Origin of the sequence: Tunturibacter gelidoferens (assembly GCF_040358255.1) — a bacterium.
Taxonomy (GTDB): domain Bacteria; phylum Acidobacteriota; class Terriglobia; order Terriglobales; family Acidobacteriaceae; genus Edaphobacter; species Edaphobacter gelidiferens.
Genome location: NZ_CP132938.1, coordinates 573,692 through 593,542, shown reverse-complemented (window position 1 = coordinate 593,542; position 19,851 = coordinate 573,692). Strand labels below are relative to the sequence as shown.

Annotated in this window: 16 protein-coding genes; 8 read left to right on the top strand and 8 right to left on the bottom strand. The window is 59.5% G+C overall.

The window, feature by feature from the left end:
* Positions 1–18: 18 nt before the first annotated feature.
* Entirely contained in the window at positions 19–3,174 is a 3,156-nt protein-coding gene (locus RBB81_RS03005) for a multidrug efflux RND transporter permease subunit (protein WP_353072672.1), read from the bottom strand.
* Positions 3,171–4,556 (bottom strand): efflux RND transporter periplasmic adaptor subunit, encoded by a 1,386-nt coding sequence (locus RBB81_RS03000; protein WP_353072671.1) that lies wholly within the window; start codon positions 4,554–4,556, stop codon positions 3,171–3,173. The genes RBB81_RS03005 and RBB81_RS03000 overlap by 4 nt, the downstream gene beginning before the upstream one ends.
* Before the next feature lie 188 nt (positions 4,557–4,744).
* Between RBB81_RS03000 and RBB81_RS02995 the strand changes: the two genes are divergently transcribed.
* From RBB81_RS02995 to pheS, 4 genes are all read left to right on the top strand, one after another.
* Positions 4,745–6,235, top strand: a complete 1,491-nt coding sequence (locus tag RBB81_RS02995; protein ID WP_353072670.1) for a UbiA family prenyltransferase — start codon at positions 4,745–4,747, stop codon at positions 6,233–6,235.
* Positions 6,236–6,340: 105 nt separating this feature from the next.
* Positions 6,341–6,754, top strand: coding sequence for a CRISPR-associated protein Cas5 (locus RBB81_RS02990; RefSeq protein ID WP_353072669.1), 414 nt, complete (start codon positions 6,341–6,343; stop codon positions 6,752–6,754).
* Between the two features lie 273 nt (positions 6,755–7,027).
* The gene (locus RBB81_RS02985) at positions 7,028–7,624 is read left to right on the top strand and encodes a redoxin domain-containing protein (protein ID WP_353072668.1); all 597 of its coding nucleotides are present in this window, start codon (positions 7,028–7,030) and stop codon (positions 7,622–7,624) included.
* 365 nt (positions 7,625–7,989) lie between these two features.
* On the top strand, positions 7,990–9,087 hold the full coding sequence (pheS, locus tag RBB81_RS02980; RefSeq protein ID WP_353072667.1) for a phenylalanine--tRNA ligase subunit alpha: 1,098 nt from the start codon (positions 7,990–7,992) through the stop codon (positions 9,085–9,087).
* A 59-nt stretch (positions 9,088–9,146) separates the two neighbouring features.
* On the opposite strand, the gene RBB81_RS02975 is transcribed toward pheS, so the two are convergent.
* The gene (locus RBB81_RS02975) at positions 9,147–10,049 is read right to left on the bottom strand and encodes an AraC family transcriptional regulator (protein ID WP_353072666.1); all 903 of its coding nucleotides are present in this window, start codon (positions 10,047–10,049) and stop codon (positions 9,147–9,149) included.
* Positions 10,050–10,223: 174 nt separating this feature from the next.
* Between RBB81_RS02975 and RBB81_RS02970 the strand changes: the two genes are divergently transcribed.
* Both RBB81_RS02970 and RBB81_RS02965 read left to right on the top strand, forming a co-directional pair.
* Positions 10,224–11,189: a phytanoyl-CoA dioxygenase family protein gene (locus RBB81_RS02970; RefSeq protein WP_353072665.1), complete on the top strand. Its 966-nt coding sequence runs from the start codon at positions 10,224–10,226 to the stop codon at positions 11,187–11,189.
* Positions 11,190–11,537: 348 nt separating this feature from the next.
* Positions 11,538–11,894: a hypothetical protein gene (locus tag RBB81_RS02965; protein ID WP_353072664.1), complete on the top strand. Its 357-nt coding sequence runs from the start codon at positions 11,538–11,540 to the stop codon at positions 11,892–11,894.
* Positions 11,895–11,999: 105 nt separating this feature from the next.
* On the opposite strand, the gene RBB81_RS02960 is transcribed toward RBB81_RS02965, so the two are convergent.
* Together RBB81_RS02960 and RBB81_RS02955 are read right to left on the bottom strand one after the other, a co-directional pair.
* The gene (locus RBB81_RS02960) at positions 12,000–12,761 is read right to left on the bottom strand and encodes a hypothetical protein (protein ID WP_179586526.1); all 762 of its coding nucleotides are present in this window, start codon (positions 12,759–12,761) and stop codon (positions 12,000–12,002) included.
* A 60-nt stretch (positions 12,762–12,821) separates the two neighbouring features.
* Entirely contained in the window at positions 12,822–13,178 is a 357-nt protein-coding gene (locus tag RBB81_RS02955; protein WP_353072663.1) for a phage holin family protein, read from the bottom strand.
* Positions 13,179–13,483: 305 nt separating this feature from the next.
* Between RBB81_RS02955 and RBB81_RS02950 the strand changes: the two genes are divergently transcribed.
* Complete coding sequence (locus tag RBB81_RS02950) at positions 13,484–14,716, top strand: acyltransferase family protein (RefSeq protein ID WP_353072662.1); 1,233 nt, start codon at positions 13,484–13,486, stop codon at positions 14,714–14,716.
* A 90-nt stretch (positions 14,717–14,806) separates the two neighbouring features.
* Here the strand turns inward: RBB81_RS02950 and RBB81_RS02945 are convergent, their stop codons facing one another.
* The 3 genes from RBB81_RS02945 to RBB81_RS02935 all read right to left on the bottom strand — a co-directional run bounded on the left by RBB81_RS02945 (position 14,807) and on the right by RBB81_RS02935 (position 16,570).
* Positions 14,807–15,730 (bottom strand): alpha/beta hydrolase, encoded by a 924-nt coding sequence (locus RBB81_RS02945; protein WP_353072661.1) that lies wholly within the window; start codon positions 15,728–15,730, stop codon positions 14,807–14,809.
* Between the two features lie 146 nt (positions 15,731–15,876).
* A complete protein-coding gene (locus RBB81_RS02940) occupies positions 15,877–16,140 on the bottom strand; it encodes a hypothetical protein (RefSeq protein ID WP_353072660.1) in 264 nt (87 codons plus the stop codon).
* Between the two features lies 1 nt (position 16,141).
* Positions 16,142–16,570 carry a hypothetical protein gene (locus RBB81_RS02935; protein WP_353072659.1) on the bottom strand — a complete coding sequence of 143 codons (429 nt, stop codon included), beginning with the start codon at positions 16,568–16,570 and terminating at the stop codon, positions 16,142–16,144.
* A gap of 797 nt (positions 16,571–17,367) precedes the next feature.
* Here RBB81_RS02935 and RBB81_RS02930 point away from each other — a divergent pair.
* Entirely contained in the window at positions 17,368–19,734 is a 2,367-nt protein-coding gene (locus RBB81_RS02930; protein ID WP_353072658.1) for a phenylalanine--tRNA ligase subunit beta, read from the top strand.
* Positions 19,735–19,851: the final 117 nt, after the last annotated feature.

The window sequence follows — 19,851 nt, the reverse complement described above, 5'->3', positions numbered from 1 at the left end:
ATCCCTAATCCTTAACCATCAATCAGCCGACATCGCATGCGCGTGCAACTCCACATCCTTCGAACGCCCCGACCTGCGCGCAAGCCGGTCGAAGAACAGATAAACCACCGGCGTCGTAAACAGCGTCAACACCTGCGACACAATCAGTCCACCCACAATCGTGATACCCAGCGGCCGCCGCAACTCGCTACCCGTGCCTGTACCCAACGCCAGCGGCAGACCGCCCAGCAGCGCCGCCATCGTCGTCATCATAATCGGCCTAAACCGCAGCAGACATGCCTGATAGATCGCCTCCGTCGGCGTCATTCCCTGCTCGCGCTCGGCCTCCAGCGCAAAGTCGATCATCATAATCGCGTTCTTCTTCACAATGCCTATCAGCAAAATAATTCCGATCAGCGCAATCACACTCAAATCCACATGGAACAGCAGCAGCGCCAGAATCGCGCCAACTCCAGCCGAGGGAAGCGTCGAAAGAATCGTAATCGGATGAATATAGCTCTCGTACAAAACGCCCAGTACGATATACACCACGATCAGCGCAGCCAGAATCAACAGCGGCTCATTCGCGATCGAAGACTCAAAGGCCTTCGCCGAACCTTGGAATTCACCCTTCACGCTCGGCGGCATATGCAACTCCGCCTGAGCCTTGTTCACCGCATCCACTGCGTCGCCGATAGACTTGCCCGGCGCCAGATTGAACGAGATCGTCACAGCAGGGAACTGCCCCTGGTGATTGATCACAAGCGCCGTAGGCTTCTCCTCAAAGTGCGTAAACGTCGACAGCGGCACCTGCGTCCCGTTGGAGCTCTTCACATAAATGTTGTCGAGCGCCGCCGGATTCCGCTGATACTTCGGAGCCACCTCCAACACCACGTGATACTGGTTTTGCTGCGTAAAGATCGTCGAGACCTGCCGTTGCGCAAACGCGTCATCCAGCGTGTCGTCGATGTTTTGCGGCGTAATCCCCAGCCTCGACGCGGTATCGCGGTCGATCACAAGCTGCGCCTCGAGCCCGCTCATCTGCTCATCGCTCGCCACATCGCTCAAAATCGGAATCTGTTTCAGCTTTCCGACCATTCTGCTGGTCCACATCGTCAGCTCCTCAACATTCGCATCCTCCAGCGAATACTGGTACTGCGTGCGGCTCACGCGATCTTCCACCGTCAGATCCTGCAGCGGCTGCAGAAAACACTGAATCCCATCCACTGTTGCAACCTTCGGCTCCAGCCGTTCGATCACCTCCAGCGCCGTCGAGCTTCTCTGCTCCCGATCTTTCAAATTAATCTGAATGCGCCCGCTGTTCAAAGTAGAGTTCGTTCCATCGATTCCAATGAACGATGACACGCTCTCAACATCTTTATCCTGCAGAATGATCCTCGCCAGCGCCTGTTGCCGCGAGCTCATCGCATTGAAGCTGATCGTCTGCGGAGCCTCCGTTATCCCCAGTAGCACACCCGTATCCTGAACCGGAAAGAACCCCTTCGGCACTATCAAAAACAGATAAACCGTCAGCGCAAACGTAGCCAGCGTCACCAGCAATGTAGCAGTCTGGTGCCGCAGTACAAACCGCACACCCACCGCATACTTCGCAATTACATACTCAAAGAACTCTTCGCTCTTTTTGTAGAAGGTATTCTGCTCGCTCTCAGGCGTATGCTTCAACAGCTTCGCCGACATCATCGGCGTCAACGTCAGCGAAACCAGCGCCGAAACCAGAATTGTAACTGCCAGAGTTACAGCAAACTCGCGGAACAGCCGACCGACAATATCGCCCATGAACAGCAGCGGAATCAGCACCGCAATCAGACTCACCGTCAGCGAAACGATGGTGAATCCAATCTGCTCCGAGCCCTTTAGCGCAGCCTCCAGCGGAGAATCTCCCTGCTCCAGAAAACGCGAGATGTTCTCGATCATCACGATCGCGTCATCCACCACAAACCCTGTAGAGATCGTCAGCGCCATCAGCGACAGGTTATTCAGGCTGTACCCCAGCAGGTACATCACTCCAAACGTCCCCACAATCGACAGCGGCACCGCAACCGAAGGAATAATCGTCGCAGCAATCGACCGCAGAAACAGGAAGATCACCATCACGACCAATCCAATAGTCAGCACCAGCGAAAACTGCACGTCCTTCACTGAAGCGCGAATCGTATTCGTCCGATCCGTCAGCACCTGCAGTTGCACCGTCGCCGGCATCGTCGAACGCAGCTGCGGCAGAATCTTCTGCACCTCATCCACCACGCCGATGATGTTCGCCCCCGGCTGCCGTTGGATGTTCACAATCACCGCCGGCTTCAACACCGCCTCGCGCACCTGCCCACCCGCCCCAGCCTGTACCGCGGTTCCCATCCAAGCCGCCTGAAACAGGTTCTCCGCGCTGTCCACCGCATTCGCCACATCCGACAGCCTCACTGGAGACCCGTTCCGGTAAGCAATAATCACATTGTTATAAGCTCCACTCGAAGGCAGCTGATCGTTCGCGCCGATCGTATAGGACTGGCTCGCTCCATTCAGATTTCCCTTCGCCTGATCCACATTCGTTGTTCCGACCGCAGCCCGAATATCTTCAAGGCTCAGTCCATAGTTCGCCAGCGCCGTCGGGTTCGCCTGAATCCGCACAGCCGGCTTCTGCCCACCATTGATCGACACCAATCCCACGCCCGAAAGCTGCGAGATCTTCTGAGCGATCACCGTATCCGCCAGGTCCTCCACCTTCGAAAGCGGAAGCGTATCGCTCGTCAGCGCCAAGGTCATAATCGGAGCATCAGCGGGATTCACCTTGCTATATACCGGCGGATTCGGCAGGTCCTTCGGCAGATAGCTGAACGCCGCATTGATCGCCGCCTGCACATCCTGCTGTGCGATATCGATCGACTCCGCCAGCGAAAACTGCAGCGTAATCACACTTCCGCCGCCCGAGCTCGACGATGTCATCTGGCTAAGCCCAGGTATCTGCCCAAACTGCCTCTCCAGCGGAGCCGTTACCGACGACGCCATTACCTCCGGACTCGCCCCCGGATAAAACGTCTGTACTTGGATCGTCGGATAGTCCACCTGCGGCAACGCCGACACCGGCAGCTGCTCATACGCGACAAACCCCGCAAGCAAAATGGCCACCATCAAGAGCGAGGTGGCCACAGGCCGAAGAATAAACGGCTTCGAAGGACTCACGAGGGCTGCCCCACGTTGCTCGTCATTCCCAACTCCGCAGTAGTCCCATCTCCAGCCTTCGTCGGAGCAGTCTTCGGAAACACCTTGCTTCCATTCTTCAGCTTCTCCTGCCCATCCACCACAATCTGGTCTCCCGGCCTCACGCCGCCGCTCAGGATCACCTGCGTCCCCTCGGTCAGTTCCACGTTTACCGTCTGCGCCTCGACATAAAATTTCGTCTGGTTCTCTGGCAGCTCAATCGTCGGACCATCCGCATTCTTCTTCGCCAACGGATCAGGCGGCGGCTGCCCCTGCTTCAGCAGATAAACAAAGTTCCCCTGCGTTCCCGTCTGCAGCGCCGAAGCCGGAATCACCACCGCATTGCGTTTCTCCTGCAGGATCAATCGCACATTCACAAACTGATTCGGAAACAAAGCACCGTCTTTATTTTCGAAGACGGCCTTTGCCTTCACCGTTCCGGTCGTCGTGTCAATCTGGTTATCGACCGTCAACAAACTTCCACTCGCCAGATGCGTCGCCGCAGCCCGGTCATACGCCTCCACCACCAGCTTGTCGCCCGCGCGCGTTCGCCTCAACACCTCAGGCAGCTGATCTTCCGGCAGTGTAAAGATCACCGCGATCGGCTGCAGCTGTGTCACTACCAGCAAGCCATTTGTATCTGCCGCATGCACAATATTTCCAGCATCGACCTGCCGAAGCCCAACCACTCCATTGATCGGCGAAAGAATCTTCGTATACCCCAGGTTCACCTTAGCGGCTTCAATCGCCGCGTGGTCCGAAGCGATCGATCCCTCCGCCTGCCCAGCCGTCGAAGCCTGCGCCTGCTGGCTCTCCTTCGAAACCACGCCAGCCGACAGCAGCGCCTCATACCGCGCCGCCTCCGCACGAGCATTCACCGCGTTCGCCTGGTCTTTCACCAACTGTCCCTGCGCCTGTTCCAACGCCGCCTGGTAAGGCTTCGGGTCAATCTCAGCCAGCGTCTGTCCCTGCCGCACGGCTTGCCCTTCGCGCACCGGCACCTGCATCAACTGCCCATCCACACGCGACTTGATCGTCACGGTGTTGTACGCCGTCACCGTTCCCAACGCCGTCAGGAAGATCGGCATCGTCTTCTGCTGTACCGCAGACACCTGCACCGAAGCCGGCCGGTCCGCCTGCGCCGCCATCATCATCTGCACGCCGTTCTGTTCCTTCGTGTTCCGGCGGATCTTCCACACCGCCGCCCCCACCACCGCGAGTATCACCAAAACCACAATCCACTTCCGCGCCGACGAACCCTTCGGCTCCTCTGGCAACGGCTCGGCGTGCCGCAAATCTCTCTGCGACTCGGCCGCCGCTACCCCATCGTGTCGTTCTTTCTCATTCACTTGCGTTGACAGCATAGAGGTGGTCTCTGCTCTCTCGGTAAAATTCACTGCACGAACAAATTGATTACTGTGCCAGATATCTAAGAATAAATGATAATGACGTTGGTCGACCAAGCACTTCCTTGCTCAACGGCCAGCCGAACCACTGTGCAACGTGATGCGCTAATTCCAAATATTTTGGTTAGACGTACGAAAGGACACTTTTGCCTCTCTCGGCCACTGAAATTGACACTGCCGCGCTCCCGGTCCTCTGCGTCGACCTCGACGGAACCCTCGTCAAATCCGACACCCTGCACGACTCCGCGCTCGCCGTCGCCCGCCACCATCCCCTGGCCCTCCTCAAAATCCCCTCCTGGCTCCTCCAGGGCAAAGCCGCCCTCAAACGCCACCTCGCCGCCACCGTCCAGCTCGACGTCGCCCACCTCCCCTATAACCGGGAACTCCTTCAGTATCTGCAACAACAACACTCCACCGGCCGCCCTATTTACCTGGCCACTGCCGCCGACGCCGACACCGCCCACCGCGTCGCCGCCCACCTCGGCCTCTTCACCGGCGTCCTCGCCTCCGACGGCCAACTCAACCTCGCCGGCAAAAACAAGCTAGCCGCCTTCCACGCCCAATTCGGCGACAACTTCACCTACATCGGCAACGCCATGCCCGACCTCACCCTCCTCGAAAGCTGCAAGGAGCCCATGGTCGCCAACCCCACCCCCGCCCTCCGCGCCGCCCTCCGCAAAGCCCGCGTCACCCCCGCCCGCACCTTCGACGAGACCGTCTCCCCCCTCAAAGCCTGGCCCAAAGCCATTCGCCTCCACCAGTGGGCTAAAAACGTCCTCATCTTCCTCCCGCTCCTCCTCGCCCACAACTGGACCCCCGGCATCCTCGCCGGCGCCGCCCTGGCCTTCCTCAGCTTCGGCCTCTGCGCCTCAGCCACCTACATCGTCAACGACCTCCTCGACCTCGAAGCCGACCGCCAGCACCCCCGCAAGCGCCGCCGCCCCTTCGCCTCCGGAGATCTCTCCGCCCTCTCCGGCATCGCCGTCATCGCCCTCTTCCTCGCAACCTCTCTCGCCCTGGCCCTCCTCGTCCCGATTGTCATCTCAGCCATCTCGCCCGACGCCAGTCTGATTCGACCTCACCACTTTCTCCTCTGGCTGGGCATCTATCTGGTCACCACCCTCGCCTACTCGCTGCGTCTCAAACGCTCCGTCCTGGTCGACGTCATCGTCCTCTCCGGCCTCTACACCGTTCGCATCATCGCCGGCTCAGCCGCCACAGGAATTCCCGTCTCCACCTGGCTCGCCGGATTCAGCATCTTCTTCTTTCTCTCCCTCGCCTTCGTCAAACGCTTCGCCGAGCTCGAAAACCTCAGCGAGCGCGGCGGCTCCACCGCAGGCGGCCGCGGCTACCACGTCTCCGACATCGAACAGCTCCGCAGCTTTGGCACCGCAAGCGGCTACGCCTCGGTCGTCGTCCTCACCCTCTACATCTCAAACCTCGACGCCGCCCAGCTCTATCACCACACCGCCCGCCTCTGGCTTCTCGTCCCCGTCCTTCTCCTCTGGATCAGCCGCCTCTGGTTCACAGCCTCCCGCGGCCAGCTCGACGAAGACCCCGTCGTCTACGCCATCACCGACCGCCGCAGCCTTTTCCTGGGCGTCCTGGTCGTCCTCATCGTCCTCTCCGCCCTCTGATTCACCGTTACACCGGCCCTCCCAACGCCCCCAAGTTGCCATTTACGAACTACTTATACGCGACTCAATAGCATGGGCATAGAAGTCAGAAGGGAGGCATGCAAAATGCCCAATGTGCATGGTATCGAGTTCAATTCAAATCAGTCGGAGCTCGTCAAGGACCTGGTTCGTGAACTCCTCAAAGATGGAAACTGCGCCGTATACGCGCTCAACAACATGAAGCCCAACGGCGAACTAAGGATGGCGACCACACCGCCTACTCCAAATCCAAGACAAGTCGGTGGAGTCTTCCTCAGAATCCGTCCCGGGATTAACGAAGCAACCATCGTCCGTCCGATGAACGCCAAGGCCGGCGATCCGCTCACCAAGTTGGCCAAGCTAACCCAGGCTGAGACGCTTGAGATGATTCGCATCTGGCGAAAAGAGACCAAATCCGGTCCCATCCTGATAAAGTCGGCACCCGTCAGCAAACTCACAAACCCCGCAGGCTCAGGCCGATCCAACCAGGCAGGCGTCTAGTGGAAACACCCAAACGGCCCTGATCGCACAAAGTCCATACTCAGCGTTCAGGGCTGTTCTTCATACTCCCGCTGAAACACCTCCTGCGCCCCCACCCCAAAACGCATCCGCAATCCAAAAACGCCAGCTCCAGCGAAGGAGCATACTTTCCCGCCTCGATCGCCAGCACCGACTGCCGCGTTCCCCAGCGGAAAACAGGTCTATAGCACCGGCTGTCGTCTTATTGAAATCAACGACGCAGTTCGGGGCATCATTAACACAGGAGGATCCAGCATGCGCCCAGACATCGTCCCCGGAGCCATCTTCCCCGACTACGAACTAAGCGACCACACCGCCACCCGGCGCAAGCTCTCCGAACTGCAGGGACCGGACCCCATGGTCCTCGTCCTCGGCCGCGGAGGATTCTGCCCCAAAGATCGCCGCCAGGCAGAGCTCCTCGTCCAGCTCCATCGCGAGATGGAAGTAGGCTACAGCCGTCTCGTCACCATCAGCACCGACAATATTGTCGAAACCAAGGAATATCGGTTAGGAGTCGGTGCTCACTGGACCTTCCTCTCCGACGCCGGACGCCGCATCCAGAAAGACCTCGACATCGCCGAATACACCGACACCACCCACAATCCCATGATTCCCCATACCATCGTCCTCGAGCCCGGTCTCGTCGTCTTCAAGGTCTACAACGGCTATTGGTTCTGGGGCCGTCCTACCCTTGAAGAACTGCGCCAGGACCTCCGCGAGATCACCAAAAAATGCCGCCCCGACTGGGACATCACCGACGCCGAACACAGAGCGGCCTGGCAACGCGGCGAAAAGGACCGCTTCTACCCCTACGGAAAAACCTACGCAACCGTTTTCGGCGAGCAGGACTAATAAACGGAACAGAATGAGCGAACTTCGGGGATCATGGAGCACGGGCTAGTCCCAGGTAACGACGCTATTCTCTAACCACCTCCAAAAGAATCGTCATCTCGACCGAAGGCGGCGATTTGCCGCCGCAGTGGAGAGACCCCCGCATTTTGCCGTTGTCGTTGTCGTTGTCGTTGATGTTGCTTGTCCTTTGGTTGTCATCCCGCAGGGATATGCTTCTGTCTTTGCGGCGCCAACAGGTACGCGAGGGTTCGCAAGCGAGGCTCTCCCAGCCAACAACTAGAAGGACCGTCAGCCCCGCGCGGTATCGCGTCCTCGACGCCCTGAAGTTCCCTAGACACCCATGTAATTTATCCTGAACACAACCCATGAACGAAGCCATCCCTCAACTCCACACCTTCGACGAACCCTCCCTCGACGCCGCCTTCGCCACCCTCGCCGAAGAAGTCCGCACCGCCGACACAAATGACGTCGAAGCCTTCCGCCTCCACTGGCTCGGCCGCAAGCAGGGTCGCCTCAAGCTCATCAGCGAAGCCTGGTTAAAATCCGCCCCACCCGAAGCCAAAAAAGCCCTCGGCATCCGCTTCAACCAACTCAAGCAGCAGATCGAAGCCGCCCTCGAAACCCCAACCTCGACAAAAGCCGCAGCAGTGCAGGGAATCGACATCACCCTCCCCGGCTCCCTCCGCGCCCCCGGCATCCCCCACCCACTCCTCAAGACCATGCACGAGATCGTCTCCGTCTTCCACCATCTCGGCTACAGCACTAACCTTGGCCCCCAGGTCGAGTCCGACTTCTACAACTTCGAAGCCCTGAACTTCCCCGAAAACCACCCCGCCCGCGACACCCAGGACACCCTCGTCATCGCCAACCAGCACGGGCGCCCCTCACGCGACCGCCTCCTCATGCGCACCCACACGAGCCCCGTCCAGATCCGCACCATGATCGCGCAGGCCCCACCCATCCGCATCGTCATCCCCGGCAAGGTCCACCGCAACGACGCAGCCGACGCAACCCACTCGCCCATCTTCCATCAGATCGAAGGCCTCTGCGTCGACACCAACATAACGTTCTCGGATCTAAAAGGAACGTTAGACCACGCCATGAAGGCTCTCTTCGGCTCCGACGTCAAAACCCGCTTCTTCCCATCCTTCTTCCCCTTCACCGAACCCAGCGCCGACGTCCAGATCTCCTGCATCTTCTGCGGCGGCAAGGGCTGTCGCAAGTGCAAACACTCCGGCTGGATCGAGCTCCTCGGCTGCGGCATGGTCGACCCCGCCGTCTTCGCCGCCGTCACCGCCGAACGCCGCAAACTGAACCCTTCCGACGACACCTACAACCCCGAAAAGATCACCGGCTTCGCCTTCGGCATGGGTGTCGAGCGCATCGCCATGATGCTTCACGGCGTCTCCGACATAGGCCACTTCTACTCCGGCGACATGCGCTTCCTCGAGCAATTCGCCTAACCCAAACCCGAGCAACGCGAGGATCACAACGCCCGCGCCACCACGACAAGGTACAAAAGTCACGAAGTGACCGCCCGCCGCGCAGGCGGCCCGTCCGGCAGGACACGCTGAAACGCCCTTCGAAACTCCCGAGGCGTCTGTCCCTTCAGCCCCTTAAACTGCCGATTGAAATTAGCCAGATTCCCATACCCCACCTCATCCGCAATCACCGCAATCGGCTTCTCACTATTCAGAAGCAGCGCACAAGCGTGCCCCACGCGCAGATGTGCCACATACATCCCCATCGTCATCCGCGTCTGCCGCTTGAACAGCCGATGCAGCGAGCTCCGGCTCAACGCCCCAACCTTCACCAGCTTCTCCACCACCATCTCATCGCGATAGTGCTCATGCAGATGCGAGATCACCTTCCCAATCCGCTCCTCAGTCGCCTCCGCAAAACTCTCACTCTGATTAGCCTCCGAAGCCAGCGGCGCACTCCCAGCATCCTCCGCCAGCAGCAGCAAAACATTCAGCAACCCAGTCAGCCTCGGCCCAGCACCCTGCCCAACCATCGCGCAGATAATCTCCCGCGCCTTCTCCCTCACCGGCTCAGAAAACGTCAACGCCCGCGAAGACCGCTCCAGCAGCCGTCGAATCGGCCTCAGCTCTACATGCGGATCGATCATCCCCTTCACAAACGCATCGCTGAACCAAAGCACCAGCGCCTGATGCTCCCGCTCCTTACAAACATCCTCACTCGAGCACCACGTATGCGGAATCTTCGGCCCAATCAGCACCAGGTCCCCATCGTCATACCGCGAGATGTTGTCCCCAATGAACCTCTGCCCGCGACTATTCAACGTCAACGTCAACTCATACTCGCTGTTGTAGTGCCACTCAAACGGAATCGCAGGCAGCCGCCGATCAAACAACACCCACGAAGAATCCTTCGACGTCTTGATATGCTCCAAAAACGGTTTCATCCTGCGCCTTGCCCGACAACCGAACTAGCTACCCAAAGCCGACGCAATTATAGCCACAACCCCCACCCAAGTGAGACTCCAGTACCAGTAATTGGCACCCAAAGCCAACAACTCGCCTCACTCCCGCTCTAAAGTTCTCTCGTACGCAACCCGCGCAAAGGATCGGAACCGAAAATGAGAACCCAAACCGCAGTCCTCGAACACAACGTCGTCGGCAAGCCCGGCGAAAACAGCCTCAACATCGAAGTCGCCCGTCAGCCCCTCCGCGAGATCAAGAAAAAGCTCCCCCTCCGTGTCCTCTCGCAAGCCGACTTCGACCACTGGCAGACCTACGGCTACGTCGTCGTCCGCCAGGCCGTCCCCTCCGCCAACGTCGAGCGCACACGCAACTTCCTCTGGGAGTTTCAGGAAATGGACCCCAACGACGTCGGGACCTGGAACGCCGCCCAGCTGCGCAACCACGCCATGAAAGAACTCAACAACAGCGGCATGGTCGAGGTCTACAACCACCAAACCCTCTGGGACAACCGCCAGGAGCCCCGCGTCTACGACGCCTTCGTCGACATCTGGGACGACGAGCGCCTCTGGGTCACCATCGACCGCGCCAACCTCAACACCCCCAACCGCAGCGGCCGCGCCTTCGCCGGCTTCATCCACAACGACGTCGACACCACCCTCGACCCGCTCCCCGTCAACGTCCAGGGCGTCCTCTCCCTCGTCGACACCGACGAATCCACTGGCGGCTTTCAGTGCGTCCCCGAGATCTTCCGCAACTTCGAAGCCTGGAAGAAGACCCAGCCCGCCGATCGCGACGGCTTCAAGCCCGACATCACCGGCTACGACCTGAAACCTGTCCTCATGAAAGCCGGCGACCTCCTCATCTTCAACAGCCTGCTCACCCACGGCATCCGCCCCAACACCTCCGAAGACAAAGCCCGCGTAGCGCAATACATCTCCATGACGCCCGCCGACGGAGGCAACGAAGAGATTCGCCAGCGCCGCATCGAATCCTGGCGCGAACGCCGCGCCCCCGAAGGCTTCGCCTTCCCCGGCGACCCCCGCGAGTGGGAGCGCACCAAATACAAAACCGCCGAACTAACCCCACTAGGTCGCAAACTCCTAGGCCTCGACCCCTGGTAACAGACCTCATTCTCCTCAGCAGCCTTTATTTTTCTTCCAAAACAACGTCATCTCGACCGAAGCGACGGACAGTCTCACCGTCCGTCGCGCAGTGGAGAGACCACCGTGTTTGTCGTTGCTCTTGTCGTTGCTTGTGCCTTTGCTGTCGTTCCGCAGAAAAGCGGAGGATCTGCCGTTGCTTGTTACTTTGTTGTCATTCCGCAGCGAAGCGGAGCAATCTGCTGTTGCATTTTGCATTTAAATTTTGGCCGTCATTCCGACCGGAGCGCAGCGTAGTGGAGGAACCCGCTGTTTCACCACCACTTCACCAACATCCCGTAACAATCAGACGCAGCGATAAAATCGCTCATGCCGTCTCCCCCCTACACCATAGACCAAATCTTCGCCGTCGCCCCCGCCATCCGTTACGTAGCCCTCTACCGACAAGGCCACCTAGCCTCCCGTCAGCGTTCCGCAATCTCCGGCGCCTCTGCCTCAGAGTCCGACCGCTACGAAGAGCTGTTCGTAAATCCAACTCTCCTCACCCTGGCAAGGCAGCGCGGCAACCTCGACTGCGGCGGCGCAAAGTTTGTCCTCGTCGGCTACGGAAACTTCTACCAGCTCGTCCTCGACCTGCCGGACGGTCACGCATCCATCTGCTTCGAACTCTCCTCAAATCCCTTGAACTACGCCGACGCGATCCGCACGATCTGCAACAAGTCGTAACTCTCAACGCAACTGGTCCTCCGCTAAAGCGCGTCTATCGAGTCCACATCCTCCACCTCACCGAAAAGCTCATCGTCAAAAAGAATCACCCATTCGTGTCGCAACTCACTCCGCCCCCAACCCAGCCCGCAAACTAACCAGATTCTGTGGCCGCACCTTGATCACTCCACCCCGCGGACTATCGATATCCGCGATCAGGAAAAACGAGATCGCCACCACCAGCGGAAGCACCATAAACAGCCTCCATTCCATCCCCCGCGCCCCATACCCCACCAGGGCATTGCTGAAGGTGGCGATGGCAAACATCAGACCCCATGCTGCAACAGGAATCCTGTTCCACCACGCCGCCTGCGTATACCCCTGCGAGTTCAGCACGTCATTCATTCCGCCGACTGCCAGCGCAATCACCGGCGAAGGCTGCGCCACCGCTGGCTTCGATGCTGCCGCCCAAAGCTCTCCCTGCACCCGGGCCGTATCCAAATTAATCTGCTGCAACACCTGGGGGCTCCGCGTCCTGTAAAACCCAATCCGCAGATCGGTGTACTGCGTCAACAGCGCCCGCAGCCGCGCTCCATCCGCCGCCGGAAGCAGATCCGCCCTTACATACTCTGTTCCAATCGCATTCGCCTCTGCCTCTTCATACGTTTTGCGCAGATCGTACCGTCCCGTCGCCATCGAAAAGCTGAACCCGATAATCAACCCCAGCAACGTCAAGGTCGCTGCTTGTACAACGCCGAAATCGGTGCGAATCTCCTCCGTCAAATCCGATCGCCGACGGCTCAGTCGCCTTCCCACCCAAGCCGCAAACCACATCAGAAAAAACGCAATCACAGCTACCAGCAATGGATAGTCCAAAGGGTTCCTCACTCGCGTGTCTCCGAAATCTCCAATAACGCTATCTCTCGCAGACTACAACTCTAAGCCCGCTTAAGACCTCCGCTTCGGCGCCGACCCAAAGAACCCAAACAGCAGATGCAGCACCGCCAGCGCCAGCGCACCAAGAAACGCCGCTTTGAACGTCGTCACCGCAAACCCCGGCACAAACTTGCTCGAGAACCAGAGAATCACCGCATTCACCACAAGAAAAAATATCCCGAACGTAAGAATGCTTAGCGGTAGCGTAATGATCTTCAAAAACAATCCGATCGTCGCGTTGAAGAGCCCAATCACCACGACGGCAATCAGCGCCGACACGAAGTTACTCACGTCAAAGCCCTGAACAAAGTGCGCCACCACCAGCAAAGCCACAGCATTCAGAATCCAGTGCAGAAGCAAGCGAAGCATCGTCTATCCTCGTTTAGAAAAATGTTCAGCGAAATTTGATATACGGAGTGCGACCAGCATATCCGACGCCACCAACCTCCGCCACAACTTCCGCCCGAGCATCGCCTCAAACACTAATCACTTCACCTCGCCCCATTGCCATGATTCTTGCCTCCCCGGCGCATAGATAACAGGTGTTCTGCGCAAATTTTTGCCGTCCGCCGTATGGTATTCTCCCCTCGTTCCCTCGATTCCAGGCCCCCGCAGTTGTAATTTCGTCACCGTCTCTGTGCCGATCTCTCTTCGCGCACCGCGAGGAAATCTCCGTGGCCATCGCTTCATCAACCGGCCAGCCATCAACGCCCACAGCGCCTGCTGGCGCCGACCCGCAACCTCGGCTGCGTGAGCTCGACTCGCTCCGCGGTTTGGCCTCCCTCGCCGTCGTTCTTCATCACTTTGTTCTCATGTGGCCCGCCTGGCCCTGGCCCACGCACGGACCCCTCTGGCACCGCCTTCATCTCACGCTGCTCTTCTATCCCCTTTACGCAGGACACGAAGCCGTCATGCTCTTCTTCGTCCTCAGCGGCCTGGTCCTTTCCTTCCCCTACCTTCTAGGTCGAAGCCAGCCCTATCCCATCTTCCTCGCTCGCCGCATCCTGCGCATCTACGGACCCTACCTCGCCGCCCTGATTCTCTCCATCGCCGGCGCCGCCATCTGGCACGGTAACCACGCCCGCGGCGCCTGGGCCGCACCCTTCTGGTCCGAGCCAGTCCGTTGGACCCTCGTCCTCCAGCACATCGCCTTCCTCGGCATCTACAACTGGCAGCAGTTCAACTTCGTCATCTGGTCCCTCATCATCGAGATGCGAATCTCCATCATCTTCCCCCTCCTCGCCTACTTCATCCTTCGCCTGCGAACCAGCATCGCTCTCCTGCTCGCCCTCGCCCTATCGCTCACCACGTTCCTCGTAGTCTTGTTCCATCCCGATGCCGATCAAACCACCGGCCTCTTGAGAACCGTTCACTACACCGCCTTCTTCATCTTCGGAATACTCCTCGCCCGGCACCTCAAGACAATCTCCACGCGCTTCCGCTCTCTCCCCGTAGCCATTCGCTTCGGCATCGCCGCCGTCTCCTTCGCCCTCTACAACTTCAGCGTCCCCTTCCTGTGGGACTTTCGCCGCCCTTGGACCATGACGGCAACCGAATGGCTCGTAGCCGCAGGAGCGATCGGATTCATCGTCGTGGGCCTCAACGCCCCGCCAGTCCAGCGCTTCCTTCTCTCGTCCATCCCGCGCTTCCTCGGCAGAGTCTCCTACAGCCTCTATCTCATCCACGTCCCCGTACTGCTCGCCCTCACCTTCTCCCTGCGCAACACCCTCTCCCCCTGGGTGCAGTTTCCCCTCTACCTCGCCGCCACCCTCCTCCTCGCGTGGCTCTTCTGCCTCTGCGTGGAAGAGCCCTTCATCCGCCAGGGCCAGCGCCTCGGCAAGAAGAAACCCGCAACCCTCCATGAGCCTTCCCTCAACCACCAGCCCCGCGTCGCTCTGCACAGTTGACCGCGCCCCGCCTCTCCATCACAACTTTTGTGCGTTTCAACAAGACTCTCGCCGCGATCACTCAGGCGCGAGTGTCTTCAGGCAGCTTCCTCACTGCACTCCCGGCGTCACTCCAATCGTCTTCATCCACTCATCCACCAGATCAGGCCACCCCGTCACCGGAAGCTTCGTCCGCCGCAGTCCATAACCATGCCCGCCTTCTGCATACACATGCAGCTCAGCCGGAACACCCGCGCCCTTCAACGCCAGAAAGTAATCCACCGCATTCTCCACATGCACCGTATCATCCTCTGCCTGCACCAGAAACGTGGGCGGCGTATCTCTGGTCACCGGAATATCCGCACTGAACTTCATCCCATTCTCCGCATCCGCCATCTCCCCCGGATACACCACCACCGCAAAGTCCGGCCTGCAACTCAACTCGTCCGCCGAATCCACCTTCGCGTAGAGCCTCGTCTCATAGTGGGTACTCACTGCCGCCGCCAGATGCCCGCCAGCAGAAAACCCCAGCACACCAATCTTCTTTGGATCAACCTTCCACTCCCCAGCCCGAGCCCGCACCATCCCCACCGCTCTCTGTGCATCCTCAAGCGCCGCAGCCGACTTCGGATAAGGCCCCGTCCCCGGCACCCGATACTTCAGCAGAAAGCACGCAACCCCTCGCGAGTTCAGCCACTCGCAAACCTCGGTCCCCTCCAGATCCATCGCCAGAATGCTGTACCCACCTCCCGGAAACACCACGACCCCAGCACCATTGCCCACCTTCGGCACATACACCGTCAGCGTAGGCACCGACACATCCCCCAACCGCACCACCGGCCTTCCCGCAATCTTCTCGCTCGCCGCCGTCGAAGTGTCCGCCTCCGGCCCCGTCGCAGCAGCAGCCGCACCCGGAACCCCCTTCGGCCAAAGCTTCACCACCGCATGCTCCGCCCCCGCAGGCCAACTCGAAGACTGCCCCCAAGCCACAGCACATCCAGCAACCATCAAAAAAACCGCCACCACTCGCCGCATCACAAATCCTCCCAGGTCACCCAGCAATCATCACCGGATGCCTCGCGTCGGGCAAGCCACCCCCAGAAGCGAATCATCAGATCGCGCGAGTAACAGGGATCTCTTTCAACGAGACGAATCCCGTCAAGCAAGCTACCAGCCAAGGCTTACTTGGGATTCCGTGCATGTGATACGTCAAGGAGCTTTGAGGGCTCAACATCCTGCCCTGTCTTCATGTCAGCAGCCGTAGGAACCCATGCCGCCTGAGGTTTGTCAGAGTCACGAGGCGTCTCAGGCTTCGGCCGCTCTCGCGGATTCTCTGGATCCTCAGGCTTCTCCTTCCGCTTTCTCATTCGCGAATCAAGGCTTCCCGCCAGCACAACCAGCGACCCCACCAGCGCGAACCCCGACTTGAAATCGATCCACGCCATCTCAGTCCGCCGTCCTTATCGCGGCCGCGCTCCCAAGAATCAATACCCCAATCCCGTAGTACCAGCTGTGCATCTGAACCCGGCCGTCGGGAATCATCGCCCTCGTCGTCTCGCTATGGAGCATCGTGCTGATAACCCCAAACTCGAACGAAACCATGACGGTGTACGCGATCACAAAACCAACCGACAATACGTCCCAGATCGTCTTCTTGCGGATCATCACAAATCGTCCGAGACTATCCCCAACCAGCGCCACACAGATCAGATAAACATCCCCTCGTTCGATCGCCTCTTTGAACCCGGAGGCCGTTTTGTTTAGGTCATCCCCCGTCAGTGCAAAGGCGAGCGGAATCATCGCAAACGCAAAACCAAAGATCCCCCACACCAGCAGTTGCTTCCACGGCAGCGTGCTCAGCGTGAGTGTCCTCATGCCCGTCATTGTGCTCCCACTTTGACCCAAAGTAGGATCTTTTTTTGCGCGTCTCTTCCCACTGACTGCATGGTTTTCTTTCGTTTACTCCAAACTAACCAGCATGGACAGTTAGCGTGAAAACCAAATGAAGAGAACCCTCTTTCGCAGATCACTCTCTTGGTTTCGATAGGCCAAGAGTTATCAACCGCGATCCATTTCCAAACAGCGACCACCCATCGCTATCCTCAGCCATCACAACATAGGGAAAGCGCCGGTAGACAGCTGCAATCCACCTCTTCCGACTGCTCTCTATTTAAACCAGCCATTACGCAGTAGGTATGCCATCGTCCGGTCCTCACGTATAGGCCTTCGTTCGAATCTTCCTCACCCTGTCGATACTCCAAACCACTTATATCGGCCCAACCAAAGCGCACATACCCTTCGCCCCACCCACCCAGATCGCCACTCGCCACGATCTCTGTGTCCGTAACTCGCAACTCTCCACCTTTATCTCGAAACAGAAACCAGACAGACGAACCAAAAACGAAAAGCACAAAGACCAGCGAAACCCAATGCTCGTTTCGACAAGCAACATACCCCCACACGGCTAAGAATAACGGGACCAAGAGATCGACAGCACGCCTTGTCCCTGTCGCCTTGATCAGCAGCAGGTCGCCCTGTTCGACAACCTCAACCTGCTTCGCTGAGCCAAACCAGTTCATGGCAAGAGTTTAGACTGCACTCTCGCTAACCTGCCTCCTTTTCTGTGTCAAAGCCCGAGGCCGCAGCAACATTTAGACTAATAGCCGTACATCATGAATATTCTCACCGCCTGGCTGCGCACCTACGTCCCCAACATTCCGGTCGATGATCACCAACTCGCCGGAGCTCTCACCCTCCGCGGCATCGCCGTAGAAGGCATCCACTCTTTCGGCCCAAACAACGGCCACCTCTTCGAGATGGACATCACCACCAACCGCGTCGACGCCATGAACCACTACGGCATCGCCCGCGAGGCCGCCACCATCTACAACCTGCCGTTGGCCCCCCTCAACCCCAAACTCCCCATCGGCACCCTGGTCGACGAGCCCTTCTCCGTCCGCATCGCCCCCGAAGCCAAAGGCCTCTGCGGCCGCTTCACCGCGCAAGTCATCCGCAACGTCACCATCGCCCCCAGCTCCGCCCACGTCGCCGACTACTTCACCCTCCTCAACCAGAAACAGATCTCGAACGCCGTCGACGCCTCCAACTTCGTCCTCCACGGCATGGGCCATCCCACCCACGCCTTCGACCTCGGCAAGATCGAAGGCGGCATCATCGTCCGCCTCGCCCACAAGGGAGAAAAACTAAAACTCCTCGACGGCACCGACCGCACCCTCGAAGCCGACGACCTCGTCATCGCTGATCACAAAAAAGCCCTCTCGCTCGCCGGAGTCATGGGCGGCTGGGACTCGATGATCACTCCCGAGACAAAAAACATCCTCGTCGAAGCCGCATGGTTCGACCCCGCCACTGTCCGTCGCAGCTCGCGCCGACACGGCCTCCACACCGACGCCTCCCACCGCTTCGAGCGCGGAGCCGACTTCAACGCCGCCCCCATCGCCAACGCCCTCGTCACCCAGCTCATCCTGCAAAGCGGTGGCGCCCAGAGCGGTAGCCCCGAAGCCCAGGGAAACGGAAAGCTAGAGGGCGAACTCATCGACCTCATCGACCCCGACATAGCCGCGCGCACCGCCAACCGTCCCCCCATCGAGCTCTCCGTCCAACAAGTCCAGCGCCACCTCGGCACCACGATCGACCCCCAGGGCATCACCTCCGAGATCGTCGCCCGGTACCTCACCTCCCTCGGCTGCGAGCTCCTCCTGCAAGGACTAGACCTCTACTCCACCAAACTCCCCAGTTGGCGTCTCGACCTCGAGCGCGAGATTGACCTCATCGAAGAGGTAGCCCGCGTCTACGGTTACAACCGCTTCGCCAACACCCTCCCCGCCCCCGCCGTAGTCATCACGGAACCAACCCAGGCGAAGGAAGCCGCCGTCCGCACCCGCCTCCTCGCCCTCGGCTTCAGCGAATCCATCTCCAGCACCTTCGCCTCGCAGCACGACTCCGACCTCTTCTGCCCCACAAAGAATTTGAATCCGCTCAACAGTCCGGGTGCCCCACATCTCGACTCTGAGATGTGGGCATCGTCCGAAGGACGACCGCTCTCCTCCACTCCCCGCGCAACCGTCCCCCTGGAGAACCCTCTCTCCGAAGAGGCCTCTCTCCTGCGCCCCTCCCTCATCCCCGGCATGGTCACCATGCTCGCCCACAACCTCAACCGCGACGTCCGCGAGGTTCGCCTCTTCGAGCAGGGCCAGGTCTTCACCGGCACCATCCCCGCCGACGGCAACTACATCTCCGAAGTCCACGAGTCCCCGCAACTCTCCCTCGGTCTCACGACCAATTCAGCCCGATACTCCAACCTCTACTCCGCCGAGGACGCTCCCTTCTTCGAGCTCAAAGGCGCCATCGAGTCCCTCCTCTCTCTCTTCGACCTGAGCGCAGCAAAGGACACCTTACCCCCACACGTTCCAGCGTCAGAGAGAGAATCGTCATCTCGACCGGAGGCGGCGCTTTTGCCGCCGGAGCGGAGAGACCCCCGCATTTCGTCGATGCAGCCGCTTAGCTTCTCGGCGGCCGCCCCCGCCTGGCTCCAGCCCGGCCGCAGCGCCACAGCGCTCGTAAACAACCACCCCATCGCCCACTTCGGAGAACTGGTTCACACGCAAAAAGAAACCCGCAAGCTACGCCAGCCCCTCTACCTCGCGCAGCTCGACCTCGCCGCCCTCTACGAGCTCCCCCTAAAAAAAGTCACCGCCCACGACCTCTCCCGCTACCAGGCCGTCGAGCGCGACTTCTCCTTCGTCTTCCCAGACTCCACCCAATGGCAAGCCGTCTCCTCTGCAATCCACGCTCTCGCCATCCCCGAACTCCAAAGCCTAAAGCCCATCGAAGTATTCCGCGACGCGAAGAAGTACCCCGGCGTCTACTCGCTCCTCCTCCGCACCATCTTCCAGTCCAACGACCGCACCCTCCGCGAAGACGAGCTCACCGACTGGTGGACCCGCATCATCGCCGCCCTTACCGCCCTCGGCGGCACCATTCGCGACGGCGCAGAGAGCCCCGCCAAAACAAGCTGATCGATTCACCCACTGTTCTGCCGGACGAGATCATCTTTCTTCCGACCAACGGGAGGACCCATGCGGCTGCTCTCACCCAGACTGGTATACCCGCCACGAAGTGGCCGCGCTCCGCGT